Genomic DNA, 14,882 nt, shown 5'->3' with positions numbered 1-14,882 from the left:
CCCGGAGATCTGCCCGAACCTCAACACCTCGCATGACGATCTGATCCGGCKCTATCGCAAGGTGCGCGAGACCAAGGGCATCAAGAAGGTGATGGTCGCTTCGGGCGTGCGCTACGACCTCGCGGTCGAGAGCCCCGAATACATCAAGGAGCTCGTCACCCATCACGTCGGCGGCTATCTGAAGATCGCCCCTGAACATACCGAGCGCGGCCCGCTCGACAAGATGATGAAGCCGGGCATCGGCGCCTACAACCAGTTCAAGCGGATGTTCGATGCCGCGGCCGAGCAGGCCGGCAAGAAATATTACCTGATCCCCTATTTCATCGCGGCGCATCCGGGCACGACCGACGAGGACATGATGAACCTCGCGCTCTGGCTCAAGAAGAACCGCTATCGCGCCGATCAGGTGCAGACCTTCCTGCCCTCGCCGATGGCGACCGCAACCGCGATGTACCACACCGGCGTCAACCCGCTGCGCGGCGTACGCCGCGGCGGCAGCGACAAGGTCGAGGCGATCAAGGGCCTGCGCCAGCGAAGGCTGCACAAGGCCTTCCTGCGCTATCACGACCCCGACAATTGGCCGGTGCTCCGCGAGGCCTTGATCGAGATGGGCCGCCGCGACCTGATCGGCTCGCGTCCCGACCAGCTCGTGCCCGCGCATCAGCCGCCCGGCACCGGCAAGGCCGCCGGCACACGGCGACCGGTGCGCCCCGGCGGCAAGACGCAGCGGTTTACGACCAAGGGCCTGCGGGTGATGAAGTAGCGGCAGAGCCGGATGAGATCCGGTTCAGCCCGCGGCTGTTGTGTCCCCAAAGCAAAAATGTCGAAAACAACCCCATGCACAGTAGACGGCATGAGCGGGATCAATGGCTTAGGCGGTCTGCGGCGACGTTGACCCGTCGGGCAAAACGGGCGCGGGATGGCAACGCGCCCCTTACGCTCGCACCGAAACGGGTTGACCTCGGCGCCATCATGTAACATATGAAGTTACATGAAGCGAGACAGCCGATTATCAGGCGTGCTCCACGTCCTGCTGCACATGGCGCAGCAGCCTGGCCCGTTCACGTCCGAGACCCTGGCGAAGGCCATGGACACCAACCCGGTGGTGATCCGCCGCATCATGGCGGGCCTGCGCGACCTCGGTTACGTCCGCTCCGAGAAGGGGCACGGCGGCGGCTGGACGCTGGCTTGCGATCTGTCGAAGGTGACGCTGCGCGATGTCTACACCGCGCTCGGCAGCCCCTCGATTCTGGCCATGGGCAACCGGACCGAGGCGCCTGGCTGCCTGGTCGAGCAGGCCGTCAATGCCGCGCTCGATCAGGCCTTTGACGATGCAGAGGCGTTGTTGCTGTCGCGCTTTGCCGAAGTGTCGCTGGCGATGCTGAGCGACGATCTGCGCAAGCGCCTGGGTGCGCGAAAGCTTCACAGCATGAGCGCGCATCACGCGTGACCGACTCCCCTCAGCAGGACAACATCGTGACCGACATTCAAAACGCGTTCTCCGATCCGCAGATGGTGGCGAAGTACACCGAAGGGCCGCCACGGTTTGTTCCCGGCTACAATTCGATGCTGTCCATGGCGGCGATCCTTTTGGGCGAGCGTGCGCGTGAAGATGCGCGAATACTTGTTCTTGGCGCCGGCGGCGGCCTGGAGCTGAATGCCTTTGCGCAAGCGCAGCCGCGCTGGACCTTTGATGGCGTGGACCCGTCCGCGGCGATGCTGAATCTCGCGAAGCAGACGCTGGGCCCGCTCGTGTCGCGCGCGCATCTGCATCAAGGCTATATCGACGATGCGCCGGAGGGGCCGTTCGACGGCGCGACGTGCCTGTTGACCCTGCATTTCGTCGATGTCGAGGAACGGCTGCGAATAGCGTCCGAAATCCGCCGCCGCCTCAAGCCCGGCGCGCCGTTCGTCGCGGCCCATTTCAGCATCCCCGGCAACGACGATGAACGGCCGCTTTGGCTCTCGCGCTATTCGGCCTTTCTCGCCGCAGCCGGAGTCGAGCCCGACAAGGCGGCCGCCGCGCGAAAGGCGGTCGACGGCCAGTTGAGCATTCTGGCACCAGAGCAGGACGTCGTGATCTTGCGCGACGCAGGCTTCTCCGACCCGACCCTGTTCTATACCGGCTTCACGTTCCGCGGCTGGGTGGCCTACGCCTGAGACGTCACGGCCTCGTCGACACGTCGCCATGAAAAAGCCAGGCAGGGCCTGCCTCTCGCGCTACTCCGCAAGCCGCGCGAGCGGGCCCGCGGCCGCCTTCTGTTCACCCAGCGCTTGGCCCTGGGCCATGCGTTGGCGGATCATTGCGACAACCGGGCCTACCTGCTCGAAAGCCCGGTCGTGGGCGTCGTCGCCGGCGACCGCCAGTTTCGTCAGGTCGTAGACGTCGATCCGGTCGCGCGCGAGCTCAGTTCGATAAGGCTCCTGGGTCGGGTCGATATCGCCCAGGCGGGCGACGTCTCCCCAGATCGTCTTCGACAGCGAGAGCGCGCCGTCGTCACGCGAGACGAACAACGAGATGGGGGGCCGCGCGCCGCTCATCCGGTTCAGTTGCGAGCGGAAGACATCGACATCCACGTCGGGTGCCACCAGCATCACATTCTTCAGCTTGCTGCGCTTCGACGCGACAGCCGGGGCGCGGATCGCCCGCGTTCGCAGTGCTTCCAGTGCGATCCAATTGCCCATCGAATGAGCCAGAAGATAAACTTCGCCGACGGCAGGCGAGGCGTCGAGCGTGCTCAACAGATTGTCGAGCGCGTCACGCGAAAAATTGGCACTTTCCCGGTCATAGGTATACGCGCGCAGCCTCAGCTCGCCGCGCGATGGCCAGGTGAAAAGCACGGGAACGACCGGCACTTTGGAGTCGTGCACGATCTGCGCGAAGCGATAGACCGCATCATCGAAGCGGTTGTTGAAGCCGTGGACGAAGACAAGCACCTTGTTGCGACCGGACTGCTTCATCGCCGCGGCGACAGACGCAGCGAAATGCGTCTTGTCGAGATAGTCGGCCGACACAGTCGTGAAATCCCGTTGGGGGTCGCCGGGCAGGCTCGCGGGCCACTGCACTTCGCCGATCTTCCGCGCGGCATCTGGCGGGATCGAGACAGTCACCTCGGCAAAGGACAACTCGTCCGAACGGTCCCCGCTGAACATCTCACCGGGATCGACGTCGGATCGCTTGCGATTGGTGACGACGTAGATCGGGACATTTGTGTTTCCGGGGGCGACCTGCGCTGTCGGAACAAGCACGCCCTGCGACGGACGTCCTGCACAGCCGCCCAGGACTGCTGCGATCGACAAAGCCAACAAAACTGCTGGAGCACTGATGCGACTCGTCCGGACCACCGGCAACACTCACAACTGGACGCAAGAGCGCGATAACTCACCATCCGGGCAACGGAAGGGGCACCGGATATCGACCAGTCTATGCCGGCTGAGCGTGCCTGGATGTCACGGCGCGGCAACACCCAGCCGGCGACAACTGCGGAACCCGGTCTTGCAGACCATGGTCGAGTGAAATGTTTAAGAGGGAGATGTCGAGCATCTCACGTGGCACAAATTGCATATGCGTTGCCGTTGTTGGCGGCGGCCTTGCTTTGGCGGTCGTCAGAGCGCCTTGACGTGCTTGGAGAAGATGCGGAGCCGCTCGCGCTGCCGCCTGCCCTGCTGTTCGAAAGCGTATGATGCAAGGCGCTCGACCGCGTCGCGGAGACACCTGAATTGGGTCTCCCTTTCGTCGGGACGCGTGCCCTTCGAGCCGTGAAGGTCGTCCAGCGCGACGCTGCTTATCTCGCAGTCGACGATGCTGGCGCCATACGTCATCGTAAACAGAAACGCCATCCGCTCCGTGTCGTAGCCAAGAATCTGGCCGCGCGTCAGAAGCGCTGCGTTTTCCGCTGGGAATACTCTCGGTGGACGCGGCAATTGTCAGCCTACGGCTTCGCCGGTGTCGCACGGCGGCACCTCCGCCAGGCGGCTCGCCTGCGAAGCAAAATCGTTGAACGCTGCGACTGCGTCGCTCATGTTGTGGCATCCGCGGCTGTCGCGCGAGGCGTGAACGCGAAGATCGAACAGCTCCATCCAGAACAGGGGCGCCGCAGCTGAACCGGTTTCAAGCGTTTCGAACATGTTGATCTCGCAATCGCCAACGCGCTCAAGCGCAACCGTCCGTGGGCCATGAGCGATATGAGGAATTCCGAGCAATTTTCCGTAACTTCGCAATATCTTCACGTTTATAGGCGGCGCGCCATCGCAGCTGGACATCAAGGCCTTCGGGCTTTTTCGGGGTGGGTTCGCCCCCGAGTACAGACGACGCACCTAGGGGGACAGATCGCCGATTTAAGTCACATGACACCCGGTTTCTTGTTATCGTGAGCCAATAACTTGATTTTCTATGCCGCGATCCCGATGCGCGAGCCGAGAACTCAAGGCCGCAGCGGCAACGACGAAAGGGTTCGATGTGGCTGCTGCCCGTTCGCCCCAATTGCAAGCCATGCCCAGTGCGACCGGCGGCATCGCCCGCCTGGTGTGGGCCCGCCTGCGCGAAGCCGGCATTCAGGCGGACGGCTTGCTGTCCAAGGCCAGATTGACCCTCGAGCAGATCCAAGACCGCAAGGCGCGGCTGAGCGTTGAAAGCCAGATCAAGTTTCTGGAGCTTGGTGCCGAGGCGCTGCACGACGACGCCCTGGGATTTCACCTGGCACGGGACTTCGACCTTCGTGAGATCGGCCTGCTCTACTATGTCGCGGCCTCATCCGGGACAGTCGCTGAAGCCTTGTCAAAGACGGAGCGCTATTGCCGCCTCGCGAACGAGGGAATTTCACTGCGATTTGCCGCGAAGGACATGGCGATTGCGTTGAGCTATGTCGGCGTGGAACGGCGGTCAGATCGGCACCAGATCGAATTCTGGGTGACCTCTATCATTCGAATCAACCGCGCACTGACCAACCGCCGCGTGGTGCCAAGCCGTGTCAAAGTCGCCCATCGCCGTCGAGCGATGCCCGCGGAGGTCAGGTCGTTCCTTGGTTGCGAGATCGAGTTCGGATCAGACGTCGATGAGATCGCCTTCCCTCAGTCCGTGGGACAGATGCCCATCGAAAGTGCCGATCACCACTTGAACGATCTGCTGGTGACCTTCTGCGAGGAGGCGCTTGCACATCGGAAGCCTGGGGGAGTTTCGCTCAGATCGAGCGTCGAGAATGCCATCGCGCCACTGCTTCCCCATCGCGAGGCACAGGCTGAGGAGATCGCGCGCCGGCTCGGCATGAGCCACCGCACGTTGGCGCGGCGCCTCGCGTCGGAAGGACTGACCTTCACCGGCATTATGGACGAGCTGAAAATCGACCTCGCCAAAAGCTATTTGAAAAAGGACGAGTTGCCGATTTCGCAAACCGCCTGGCTGCTCGGCTATGGCGAAGTCAGCGCATTCACCCACGCCTTCAGGCGCTGGACCGGAATGACGCCACGACAATGGCGTGCCGCGGACGATCCCAAGCGCGCCGACAACGTCAACGATACGCCCCCTCGCGCAAAGAACGCCAGGGCAAGCTAGTCCCGGCGGTRACGCCAAAGCGCCCCGATGCAGCCAGGAAAACACCAGATCCGCTCAAGCCGCGGACCGCTGCAACCCTCACCGATCCACCGGCACGCCCGGCCCGAGATGATACCGGCTGGAAAAGAACACCAGCGGCGTGGTGTCGCGATAGTCGCAGCTCGAAACTTCGGCGATGATCAGCGTGTGGTCTCTGACATCGACGTGGCGTGTGACCTCGCAGGCGAACCAGGCCATGCAGCCGGAGAGACGCGGCAGGCCGTCGACGATGTCGTAATCAGGAGCAGCGCCGGTGTTCGGCTGGCTCGCGAAGTGCCGCGACAGGTCCCGGCCATGCTCGGGCAGGACGTTGACGCAGTAGCGTCCAGTCGCCGAGATCGCCCGGTGCATGCGTCCCGGCATGACCGACACCAGCACGGTCGGCGGGGACAAGCTGACGGTGACAAAGCTGTTCGCGGTCATGCCGCAGACGCGGCCGTGCTCGTCCAGCGCGGTCAGCACCGCGACGCCGGTCGCAAAGCGCGACGCGGCTTCGCGGAATGACGCCGGATTGGCGCGCTGCACCTCAGCCTCCGCTCGCATCGGGCCTCACGCAATCGCCCTGACCGGCTCAGGCGGCGCCGACATGCGCTCGATCCAGGCCTGGATGCGCTGCGGCGTGCAGATGCGATCCCACTGCCGGTCCGGGTAGTTGAAATTCTCGGTGAACTCGTTGGCCAGCGCCGGGTTCTGGCTCATCGCGCCGATCAGCATGCCCAGCGCTTCCGTCGGCGGCTGCAGCATCACATTGGTCCAGCGCGATGCCGCCAGCACGCGATCCTGTCGCTTCAGCTCGATCTTCTCGCACAGGCGCACGTCGAGCGCGTCGGCGTTGACGATCTCCTCGCCGAGCACGAAGGCCGCATAGGACGCGATATTGGCGCCCTGGCCCATCATGGGATCGACGATCGCATGGACGTCGCCGAGCGCGATCGCGCATTTGCCGTCGTCGAACTCGACCACAGTGTTGCGCACCGTCGGGACCACGCCGCCTTGCAGCAGGTCCTGCGGCTGCGCGAGATCGAACCGCGCGGTGTCGATGCGGTCGTAGGTCGTCGGGTGGTGCTTCTCGAGCTTGCCCAGCAGCACCTTCAAGAAGTGCTTCGGGTTGTCGTCGTAGCTGAGCGTGGCCAGTTCCTCCATGTCGCCGCCCGGCACATTCTCCATCAACAGCGCGTTGGCGACACCGCCGAACGTAATGGTCGGGATCACGATCATCTCGCCATGGCTTGGAGACACCGAGAGCGTGACGTTCATGGGATCGGGCTGCCGCACGCCGGTGTAAAGCCCGACGCACAGCCGCCGTTGCGGCTGCGAATAGGGCGTGTGCTCCGGCCGGTAAGTGAAGAGCTGGCCCAGCGGGCCCTTCCCGGTCGAGACGACCAGGAGATCGAAGCGGGCGACCAGCGGACGAATGTCGCGCTCTTCGATGCGGCGGTATTCGATCTTGCCGCCGCGGCTGACAAAATCCTGCATCAGGGCAGGAAGATAGATCCGATAGTCGACGGCGCGGCTCGGCTTCGAGAAATCACCGCGAAAACTCAGCGGCTGCGGAAAATTGAAGACGTGGTCGTGGTAGTAATAATGGTCCTTCGGATCGCTCCAATGATTGACGCCGAGATAGTCCTCGCGCGCGATCGTCACGTGGTGATGCGCGACGGTGTTGAGCAGGCGGATGTTCTTGTATTCCTCGGGCGGTCGATCCGTGATGATTGTCGCGTCCACGCCGTGCTTCTGCAGGTAAAGCGCGAGATGCAGGCCGGCGATGCCGGCGCCGACAATTCCGATATGGCGTGCCAATTTCGTCTCCTCCCCTGTGAATGCTTGTTTTGAGGGAGCCTAGCGACCCGCCGAGTTGCGCACCACGGAATAAATGGGATATAATTTATTCCAGATCGGAATGAATTATGGACCGGATCGATTGCCTGCGCGCTTTCGTTCGCGCCCTGGAGGGCGGCAGCTTCTCGGCTGCGGCCAAGGAGCTCGGGATCGGCCAGCCCGCGATCAGCAAGCGCATTGCGATGCTTGAAAGCGAATTCGGCACGCAGCTGTTTTCGCGCACGACGCGCACGCTGAAGCCGACGGCCGAAGCGCACCGGATCTACGATCTCGCGCGGCAGATCCTCGACAGCTTCGACATGGCGCGGTCGAGTGTCGAACAGGCCGCACCCCGCCCCACCGGCACGCTCCGGATCGGCGTGCCGTCGTCGTTCGGACGGCGCTACGTGATGCCCGTCATCGCCGAGTACGTTCGGAATTATCCGGAAGTGCGGGTCGACATCCGCTTCAGCGAGCGGTTCGTCAATCTGGTGGAAGAAGGCATCGAGCTGGCGCTGCGCATTGGAAACCTGGAGGCAAGCACGCTGGTCGCCCGCCGGCTCGGGACCGTGCAGCGCCATCTGGTCGCGACCCCCACCTATCTGCACGGCCGCCCGCTGCCGAGGACACCTGACGATCTCAGCTCGCACCAGTGCATCGTCTATTCACGGATGTCGCCGGCGCACCAATGGGCCTTCGAATCCGAGCACGGCCGTCATGTCGCATCGATCAACGGACCCATTCACGTCGACGATGCCGATGCGATGCAGGAGGCGACGATGCAGCATCTCGGCATCGCGATCCTGCCCGAGTGGAATGCCGCGGAGGGCCTTCGCAGCGGCGAGCTCGAACATGTGCTTCCGGACTACACCATCGCCGCGCTGCCCCTGCATGCGGTCTATCCGGAGACGCAGTGGATGTCGCTGCGCGCGCGAACCTTCCTGGATCTCCTGGTCGAACGGGCCGAGCATTTCGCGCCAGCCCCGTCGCATACCCCCGTCGCCAGAGCAGGCGGTTGACGCCGCCCCTGCCATCATTAAATGACGCCCATGAAAAAGATCGGATTTCTGTCCTTCGGACACTGGACGCCCTCGCCGCAATCGCAGACCCGCTCGGCGGCGGACACGCTGCTGCAATCCATCGAGCTGGCCGTCGCGGCGGAACAGCTCGGCGCGGATGGCGCCTATTTCCGCGTGCATCACTTCGCGCGCCAGCTGGCCTCGCCCTTCCCGCTACTCGCCGCCGTCGGCGCGAGAACCAGCACAATCGAGATCGGCACGGCCGTGATCGACATGCGCTACGAAAACCCGCTTTACATGATCGAGGATGCGGGTAGCGCCGATCTCATCGCCGGCGGGAGGCTCCAGCTCGGCATCAGCCGCGGCTCGCCGGAGCAGGTGATCGACGGCTGGCGCTACTTTGGTTATCGCCCGGCTGACGGCCAGAGCGATGCCGACATGGGCCGGCGCCACGCGGAGGTCTTTCTGGACCTGTTGCGCGGCGAAGGTTTTGCCGAGCCCAATCCGCAGCCGATGTTTCCCAATCCGCCGGGACTGCTGCGCCTCGAACCACATGCGGCAGGCCTGCGCGAACGCATCTGGTGGGGCGCCGGCTCGAACGCGACCGCGGTGTGGGCGGCGAAGCTCGGCATGAATCTGCAGAGCTCGACGCTGAAGAACGACGAGACCGGCGAAGCTTTTCATGTGCAGCAGGCGGCGCAAATCCGTAGCTATCGCGCCGCGTGGACGGAGGYAGGCCACACCCGTGAGCCCCGCGTGTCCGTCAGCCGCAGCATCTTCGCGCTGATGAACGATCGCGACCGCGCCTATTTCGGCGGGGAGCGCGGAGGCGAAGACCAGATCGGCTTCATCGACCCGCAAACGCGCGCGATCTTCGGCCGGAGTTATGCGGCCGAGCCGGACGCACTGATCGAGCAGCTCAAGCAGGACGAGGCGGTTGCCGAAGCCGATACGCTGCTGCTGACGATCCCGAACCAGCTCGGTGTCGACTATTGCGCCCATGCGATCGAGGCGATCTTGAAGCACGTCGCGCCGGCGCTTGGCTGGCGGTGAGACCGTCGACCGGTTCACTGAGAAAGTCAGGCCGTCTCTTGCTGACCCCTGATCTTCTCAAGCCAAGCTGTCAAACGCGGATGTCTCGTATATCGGCCCTCCAGGCCCGCCAGTTCCTGCTGAAAGACCGGCAGCGAGAGCAGCCGTTCGATATCGGGCTCCCTGATCTTCCAGATCGCCGGCGGAAAGAAGCCATGCACCTTGAGTTCGTAGAGCTCGAAGATCGAATGAATGATCTCGTGTACCGCCCGGCGCTCTTCCGGTGTGATCTCAATGTCGCCGGCAGCCCCTCGCTCGAGGAATGCCGCGACCGGAAGGCGGCGTCGCAGGTCGGAGACCCGGTCGGAATATCGAAGGAAGATGTCCGCGCCCAGACGCCGATTGTTGGTGTGTAGCGCCGCATAGATCGCAGCCATGCCAACGATGATCGATCCGAGCGTCACGAATCTGAGAATATGGTCGAGCACGCGTCTCCTCCTTGCGCAGGGCACCGGAGTGACAGAGATAAACCAGACCGTGGGCCGATAAAATGGGGCGGCGGAGACTGACGGACGCCCCACATCTGACATTTGTCAGATGCGCGGAGGATGAAGTCCCGTGAATTCGTGGTGATGTCAGTCCCGCGCCCGGGCCTACCCCGTCTTCGTCCCCGTGACCACGGCGAGCGCCTCGACGAGGCGGTCGAGATCGGCCTCCTCGGTAAAGAGCGCCGGCGTCACACGGATGCATTGGCCCTTGGCAACGCCGGCCCGGCGCACCGTCATGACCTTGTGGCTGTCCCTCAGCTTCACGACGATAGCGTCGTTGTCCGCCTTGCTGGTCTTTCCGGCGAGACGGAAGGACGTGATCGCGCCATATGAGCCGACCTCATCCGGCGTCAGGATCTCGATGTCCTTGAATCCGCGGGCGCGGCTCACCCAGTAATCACGCAAATAGCGGAGGCGGGCTTGCTTTGCCGCCGCGCCGATCTGCTGATGGAGCGCCACGGCCGCGGGCACCGTCAGGACCGTCGCGAAATTGACCGTGCCGGTATGAACCCGCGAGCGGATATCGGTCTCCGCAAAGTCCTCGTCGCCCATGTCGCGGTCGATGTCGGCGAGACGGTCCTTCCTGATGTAGAGGAAGCCCACGCCGAGCGGCGCGCCGATCCATTTGTGCAGGTTGAAGCCGACGAAATCGACCTCGAGCTCGCCCACCCTGAAGTCGATCTGCCCCCAGGAATGGGCGGCGTCGACGATTGTGTCGATGCCCTTGGCCCTGGCCATGCGGGCGATCTCGGCGACCGGCATGACGAGGCCGGTGCGATGGCTGACATGGGTGAGGAGGAGGAGCCTGGTCCTGGGATTCGCCTCGAGGGCACGGGCATAGGCGTCGAGCACGGCCTGGCGGGTGGCCGGCTCCGGCACATCGAACCTGACCACGTCGACACCGCGACGCGCCTTAAGCGCGTTCATCGCGTACTGCATCGAATCGTAGTCGAGGTCGGCGTAGAGCACGCTGTCGCCCGGCTTCAGCTTGTTGTAGCCGCCGATCAGGAGCTGCAGCGCTTCGGTCGCGCCGCGAGTGAGCGCGATCTCCTCGGGCGCCGCGCCGACCGCCTGGGCCACCTTGATGCGCACGGCCTCGAAATCCGCACCCGCGCGCTGCCGCGCGTAGTAGGTGTTCTGATAGTTGACCATGTCGGTCTGGCGAATGAACTCGCGCCTCACCGGCTCGGCCATGATGCCCCAAAAGCCGTTCTCCAGATTGACGACATCCGGCGTCACTGAATAGAGCGCCTTCACCGCCGTCCAACAGGCATTGTCGGTCGCGATGGCGGCCGCCGCGCCGCTCGGCTGCGCCGGCAGACCATCGGCTGCCATGGCCGGTGCCGCCAGGGACGTGACGGCTGCGGCCGCGAGGCCCTTCAGGATCGACCGGCGGTCGGACGACATTGTCTCATTCAGATGCATATCAGCCCCCACGATGCGCGGCCAAGGGAGCAGCGATCCATAGAGCGCGCATGACGAAGCGATGACAGTTCGATGATGCCCGGCGCGCCCGGTTACATCCCGGTCATTGCGCCGCCGATCATCCCTGCGCCGATGTCACCGGCCATTGCGAGACGTCCGCCATCGCAAGCAATTCCAGCTTCGCGGATGATTTTTCCAGCAACCCGGCTTGCGCAAGGCGCCGGGGATCATTGCGATAGTCTTGAAAGTCCGCATCGGATGCGAAGCTGACGATGTGCACCTCGATCGTGCCATCCGGATTTCGAAGACGACGCTCCACACGCCCGTTGAACGAAGGGAGTAGCGGCAGGACGGCATCCTCGTAGGCGCGGAAGGCCTCGATACCCTCGGGCGGTATGCGGGCAATGAGCACCAGCGTTACGGAGTGAGCTTGACAGGTCATCGCCGCAATCCCGAGCCGAGATAGTCGTGCATTGGAGACGCTGCATCCTGCGGGCGCCGCCTCGCGGCGTCAATGACGGCTCGAATGCAGGCGGATACCTTCGAGATGCCCGCTTCGGGCGGGCTCCTGGGGATGAGGACCTGCTTCGGGTCGAAGCGCGGTCGCCTCGCGCGATCTCAGAACAAGGCGGCGTTGAGGGCCTGTCCGTAGATCATCGCGGCCACGAGAGAGAGCAGCAAGCCCGCGCCCGAGAAGATCACGAGCACCTTTACGGTTTCGACATCAACGTTGGTTCTCGTCGCGCGGGATATCGCCTTTGCCAGTGCAGCCATCATCGCCAGCTCCGAACCGGGCCGCGCGGAGGCGGGCCCTAGTTCATCTAGCGTCATTGGGCGCGTTTGCGTGTGAAGCAGATTACAGGTGCGCTTGCGCGCTGCGCCTCAGGCATGAGCCGCAGCCTTGCCAGCGGTCGGCATCGTCAAACCGCCCGGCTCAACGCGCTGCCCTCAGGGTGAGGCGCCACTGAACCCGCCGGCGCGTGATTGACGACGAGACCGGTCGGCACGGTGCCATATCTCGACAGCGCAGCGGTCACCCGCCGCATCGCCGCCGAACCGAGCTCGCCGGCGCGCACCACCGGGATGATCAGATCCGCGTGCGCGGCCAGCGCGATGGCGTCGGGCTGAAGTGCGAGATTGCTCGCATGGACGACGATCAGATCGAACTCCGAGCGAATATCGTCCTCGGGCCGCGCATCGGCTTTTCTGCCGGCGCTCAACAGCTCGTCGATCGACTGCAGCCCCGCCGTGGTGGAGCCGTCCTGCCATTCGGTTACCGGAGGCTGGTGACCTGCGAATTCCGGCTGGAGCCGGATCAGCACGCTCATCATGCCCCGATTCACCGCCGCGCGATTGAGCGAGCGCGCAACGGTGTTACCGCCGGCGCCTTTGCCGACCGACAACACGAGGGCGACCTTGCAGCCGCGCACCGGCGCGCGATCGATCCGCTCGAGAAGCGGACGCAGATACGCGCCGAGGTCGAGCTCGGCCGAGGCAGTGATCGGCCTTTGCCACACGGTGTTGGCCACGGCGCCAGGCGCCAGATCGGGAATGCGGGCCCAGACAGGCAGGTTCGGCATCGCCTCGGGCTGGCGCGCGGCCGGGCCCGGTCGCTGGACTTGCGTCTCCGCCGCTTCAGCACGCGCAAGAGTCTGAGCAGGAGTTTGAGCAGGAGCCTCGGCAGGCGCAGGCCCGTCGGACATGCTTCCCATCGCCGCAACGGCCGCCGTCGAGGTCAGGATCGAGCCGATCGCGAGCGCCGCGAGCAGCAAGGCGAGGGGCGGACGCGTCGAGYGCATCGGCGGAATGGCGAGCGAGGCGATCTTGGTCTGGGAGCTCTGCAGCTGGCGCTGCTCGTTGGTCGTCTTGAACCGCGACAGGAACTGCTCGTAGATGTTCTTGTTGGCATCGGCGTCACGCTGCAGCTCCTGCAGCTTCACGAGCGCCTGGCCGTCGACCAGCATCTGCGTCTCGACCGCCCTGAGCTGCTTTTCCAGCGCGTTCTGCTGCTCCAGCTGGGCCTCGTATTCGGACTTCACCGTGTCGATGTTCTTCTTCCGCTCGACCTCGATCTGCCTGTTGATGTCAGCCAGCTGGCTGTAGGAGATCGCGAGGTCGGGATGGCGGTCGCCGTACACCGCTTTCTTCTGCGCGATCTGATCGTTCAGGGTCGAGCGCTGCGCGCGCAGCATGCTCAGAAGGTCCTGCTTCACCGGACCTTCGACATTGGCCTTGAGATCGCGTTGCACCTGCTCGTAACGCGCCTTGGCTTCCTCGGTACGCGCGCGAGCGGCGGAGACCTGCTGATTGAGATCGGTCACCCGCAATTGCTGGGTCGTGGAATCCTTGCCGGCATTGAGGATCTTGTGCTCGAACCTGAAGGCGGCAACGGCATCTTCTGATACGCGCAGGCGCTCGTTCAATGCCTTCAGCCGGTCCTTGAGCCAGTCGGCCGCCTCGTCCGTCGCCTCGGTGCGGACACGGCCTTGGCTCGCGACGAACGCCTCGGCGATGGCATTGGCGTAATGCGCGGCCCGTTCCGCATTGTTCGAGGTGAATGAAATCGCAATGACGTAGGTCAGTCCGCGGCGCGAGATATCGAGACGGTTGCGAAATTTTTCGAGCAGGCGCGTCATGTCGGTGTAACCGCCCGCGATGTCCGCGTCGTCGGCGATCTTGAGCTGCTCGATCAGGGGGCGGAGAAAGCCGTCCGATTTGGCGATCTCGATCTGGCTTTGGAGTGCCGCGGCATCCTGGCCGATGCCCGGCAGCACGTCCTGCTCCGAGGTGACGCGCAGCTCGCGGGGATCGACGACGACCAGGGCTGTCGCGGCATATCGAACCGGCAAGACCATCAGGACAATGACGCCCAGGGCGAACAGCGCCAGCGCCAGCGTCAGGATGCGCCGGCCATTCTCGCGCAGGAAAGAGAGCGCACCGGTGACGGTCAGCGATCCCTTGATCAGCGCAGGAGCAGCGCTGTCAGGCTTCGCCGTCGCAGCCCGCGGCGCTTCCCACGAAGCCGCAGGCTCCGTCGGGGCGATGCTTCGCGGAGATGCGCTTCGACCGAACGCCATAGGATTGGACTCGAAATCAACTGACAGCCCCGGTTCAGAGGCTTGCTACACCGTAAATATCCATGGTTAACCGGCGGTTACGGCTGCCGCGCCGTGGTCGATGAACAATCTGTTAACGCGCGCGCCGATGCGCCGCGCGGCATCGGCGCGTGCGGTTGATCCGGGCTGGCGCGACCACCACGACGTCGATCAACGCCCCGCTGCGGCGGTTCGAGGCGATCATTTCGTCGTCGGCATTGCATTCCTCCCGACGACATTCGAGGTGTCGACGCCGCCTCACCAGGAGGCGGGAACATGGAAAATGGTGGTCGATGGCGTGGAGCTGACCCGCAATCACTAGAGCCGCTGCAGCGCAATCGGAACGGTGCTCCAG

Annotated in this window: 17 protein-coding genes; 7 read left to right on the top strand and 10 right to left on the bottom strand. The window is 64.1% G+C overall.

All coding sequences use genetic code 11. The features are described 5' to 3' along the window. From AB4Z51_RS41070 to AB4Z51_RS41060, 3 genes are all read left to right on the top strand, one after another. On the top strand, positions 1–763 hold a 763-nt coding region (locus AB4Z51_RS41070), incomplete at its 5' end, for a DUF3362 domain-containing protein (protein WP_441499421.1). Between the two features lie 228 nt (positions 764–991). Continuing rightward, positions 992–1,450, top strand: a complete 459-nt coding sequence (locus AB4Z51_RS41065) for an Rrf2 family transcriptional regulator (protein WP_085400006.1) — start codon at positions 992–994, stop codon at positions 1,448–1,450. Further along, positions 1,447–2,160, top strand: a complete 714-nt coding sequence (locus tag AB4Z51_RS41060) for a class I SAM-dependent methyltransferase (protein ID WP_135215953.1) — start codon at positions 1,447–1,449, stop codon at positions 2,158–2,160. The genes AB4Z51_RS41065 and AB4Z51_RS41060 overlap by 4 nt, the downstream gene beginning before the upstream one ends. A gap of 60 nt (positions 2,161–2,220) precedes the next feature. Here AB4Z51_RS41060 and AB4Z51_RS41055 read toward each other — a convergent pair whose 3' ends face one another. The 3 genes from AB4Z51_RS41055 to AB4Z51_RS41045 form a co-directional block, all read right to left on the bottom strand. Next, on the bottom strand, positions 2,221–3,354 hold the full coding sequence (locus tag AB4Z51_RS41055; RefSeq protein WP_071909205.1) for an alpha/beta hydrolase: 1,134 nt from the start codon (positions 3,352–3,354) through the stop codon (positions 2,221–2,223). Between the two features lie 252 nt (positions 3,355–3,606). Beyond that, the gene (locus AB4Z51_RS41050) at positions 3,607–3,924 is read right to left on the bottom strand and encodes a DUF1488 family protein (protein ID WP_205124614.1); all 318 of its coding nucleotides are present in this window, start codon (positions 3,922–3,924) and stop codon (positions 3,607–3,609) included. A gap of 3 nt (positions 3,925–3,927) precedes the next feature. After that, entirely contained in the window at positions 3,928–4,128 is a 201-nt protein-coding gene (locus tag AB4Z51_RS41045; RefSeq protein WP_244623307.1) for a hypothetical protein, read from the bottom strand. 331 nt (positions 4,129–4,459) lie between these two features. On the opposite strand from AB4Z51_RS41045, the gene AB4Z51_RS41040 reads away from it, so the two are divergent. Then, positions 4,460–5,551, top strand: coding sequence for an AraC family transcriptional regulator ligand-binding domain-containing protein (locus tag AB4Z51_RS41040; protein ID WP_441499420.1), 1,092 nt, complete (start codon positions 4,460–4,462; stop codon positions 5,549–5,551). A gap of 78 nt (positions 5,552–5,629) precedes the next feature. Here the strand turns inward: AB4Z51_RS41040 and styB are convergent, their stop codons facing one another. Continuing rightward, positions 5,630–6,133: a styrene monooxygenase NADH-dependent flavin reductase subunit StyB gene (styB, locus tag AB4Z51_RS41035; protein WP_085400003.1), complete on the bottom strand. Its 504-nt coding sequence runs from the start codon at positions 6,131–6,133 to the stop codon at positions 5,630–5,632. A gap of 6 nt (positions 6,134–6,139) precedes the next feature. Next, positions 6,140–7,390, bottom strand: coding sequence for a styrene monooxygenase subunit StyA (styA, locus tag AB4Z51_RS41030; RefSeq protein WP_354080290.1), 1,251 nt, complete (start codon positions 7,388–7,390; stop codon positions 6,140–6,142). A 107-nt stretch (positions 7,391–7,497) separates the two neighbouring features. Here styA and AB4Z51_RS41025 point away from each other — a divergent pair, with 107 nt between their 5' ends. Beyond that, positions 7,498–8,427 (top strand): LysR family transcriptional regulator, encoded by a 930-nt coding sequence (locus AB4Z51_RS41025; protein WP_085400000.1) that lies wholly within the window; start codon positions 7,498–7,500, stop codon positions 8,425–8,427. A gap of 30 nt (positions 8,428–8,457) precedes the next feature. Further along, on the top strand, positions 8,458–9,480 hold the full coding sequence (locus tag AB4Z51_RS41020) for an LLM class flavin-dependent oxidoreductase (RefSeq protein WP_441499419.1): 1,023 nt from the start codon (positions 8,458–8,460) through the stop codon (positions 9,478–9,480). A gap of 26 nt (positions 9,481–9,506) precedes the next feature. Here the strand turns inward: AB4Z51_RS41020 and AB4Z51_RS41015 are convergent, their stop codons facing one another. From AB4Z51_RS41015 to AB4Z51_RS40995, 5 genes are all read right to left on the bottom strand, one after another. Continuing rightward, positions 9,507–9,947, bottom strand: a complete 441-nt coding sequence (locus AB4Z51_RS41015; protein WP_085399998.1) for a hypothetical protein — start codon at positions 9,945–9,947, stop codon at positions 9,507–9,509. Between the two features lie 165 nt (positions 9,948–10,112). Next, positions 10,113–11,414 carry an aminotransferase class V-fold PLP-dependent enzyme gene (locus AB4Z51_RS41010; RefSeq protein WP_441499418.1) on the bottom strand — a complete coding sequence of 434 codons (1,302 nt, stop codon included), beginning with the start codon at positions 11,412–11,414 and terminating at the stop codon, positions 10,113–10,115. Positions 11,415–11,550: 136 nt separating this feature from the next. Next, a complete protein-coding gene (locus AB4Z51_RS41005; protein ID WP_085399994.1) occupies positions 11,551–11,874 on the bottom strand; it encodes a hypothetical protein in 324 nt (107 codons plus the stop codon). A gap of 176 nt (positions 11,875–12,050) precedes the next feature. After that, on the bottom strand, positions 12,051–12,209 hold the full coding sequence (locus AB4Z51_RS41000) for a hypothetical protein (RefSeq protein ID WP_166104648.1): 159 nt from the start codon (positions 12,207–12,209) through the stop codon (positions 12,051–12,053). Between the two features lie 143 nt (positions 12,210–12,352). Next, positions 12,353–14,509 (bottom strand): GumC family protein, encoded by a 2,157-nt coding sequence (locus AB4Z51_RS40995; RefSeq protein ID WP_441499417.1) that lies wholly within the window; start codon positions 14,507–14,509, stop codon positions 12,353–12,355. Between the two features lie 100 nt (positions 14,510–14,609). Between AB4Z51_RS40995 and AB4Z51_RS40990 the strand changes: the two genes are divergently transcribed. Then, complete coding sequence (locus tag AB4Z51_RS40990) at positions 14,610–14,849, top strand: hypothetical protein (RefSeq protein WP_193560915.1); 240 nt, start codon at positions 14,610–14,612, stop codon at positions 14,847–14,849. Positions 14,850–14,882: the final 33 nt, after the last annotated feature.

Origin of the sequence: Bradyrhizobium sp. 2TAF36, from assembly GCF_052114925.1 — a bacterium.
Classification (GTDB): Bacteria; Pseudomonadota; Alphaproteobacteria; order Rhizobiales; family Xanthobacteraceae; genus Bradyrhizobium; species Bradyrhizobium barranii.
This window is presented reverse-complemented; position numbering and strand designations above follow the sequence as displayed.

Excerpts from the sequence above, each read along its gene's own strand:
- AB4Z51_RS41065 (WP_085400006.1), top strand. The coding sequence starts at position 992 with ATGAAGCGAGACAGCCGATTATCAGGCGTGCTCCACGTCCTGCTGCAC.
- AB4Z51_RS41045 (WP_244623307.1), bottom strand. The coding sequence starts at position 4,128 with ATGTTCGAAACGCTTGAAACCGGTTCAGCTGCGGCGCCCCTGTTCTGG.
- styB (WP_085400003.1), bottom strand. The coding sequence starts at position 6,133 with ATGCGAGCGGAGGCTGAGGTGCAGCGCGCCAATCCGGCGTCATTCCGC.
- AB4Z51_RS41025 (WP_085400000.1), top strand. The coding sequence starts at position 7,498 with ATGGACCGGATCGATTGCCTGCGCGCTTTCGTTCGCGCCCTGGAGGGC.
- AB4Z51_RS41010 (WP_441499418.1), bottom strand. The coding sequence starts at position 11,414 with ATGTCGTCCGACCGCCGGTCGATCCTGAAGGGCCTCGCGGCCGCAGCC.
- AB4Z51_RS41005 (WP_085399994.1), bottom strand. The coding sequence starts at position 11,874 with ATGACCTGTCAAGCTCACTCCGTAACGCTGGTGCTCATTGCCCGCATA.
- AB4Z51_RS41000 (WP_166104648.1), bottom strand. The coding sequence starts at position 12,209 with ATGATGGCTGCACTGGCAAAGGCGATATCCCGCGCGACGAGAACCAAC.
- AB4Z51_RS40990 (WP_193560915.1), top strand. The coding sequence starts at position 14,610 with ATGAACAATCTGTTAACGCGCGCGCCGATGCGCCGCGCGGCATCGGCG.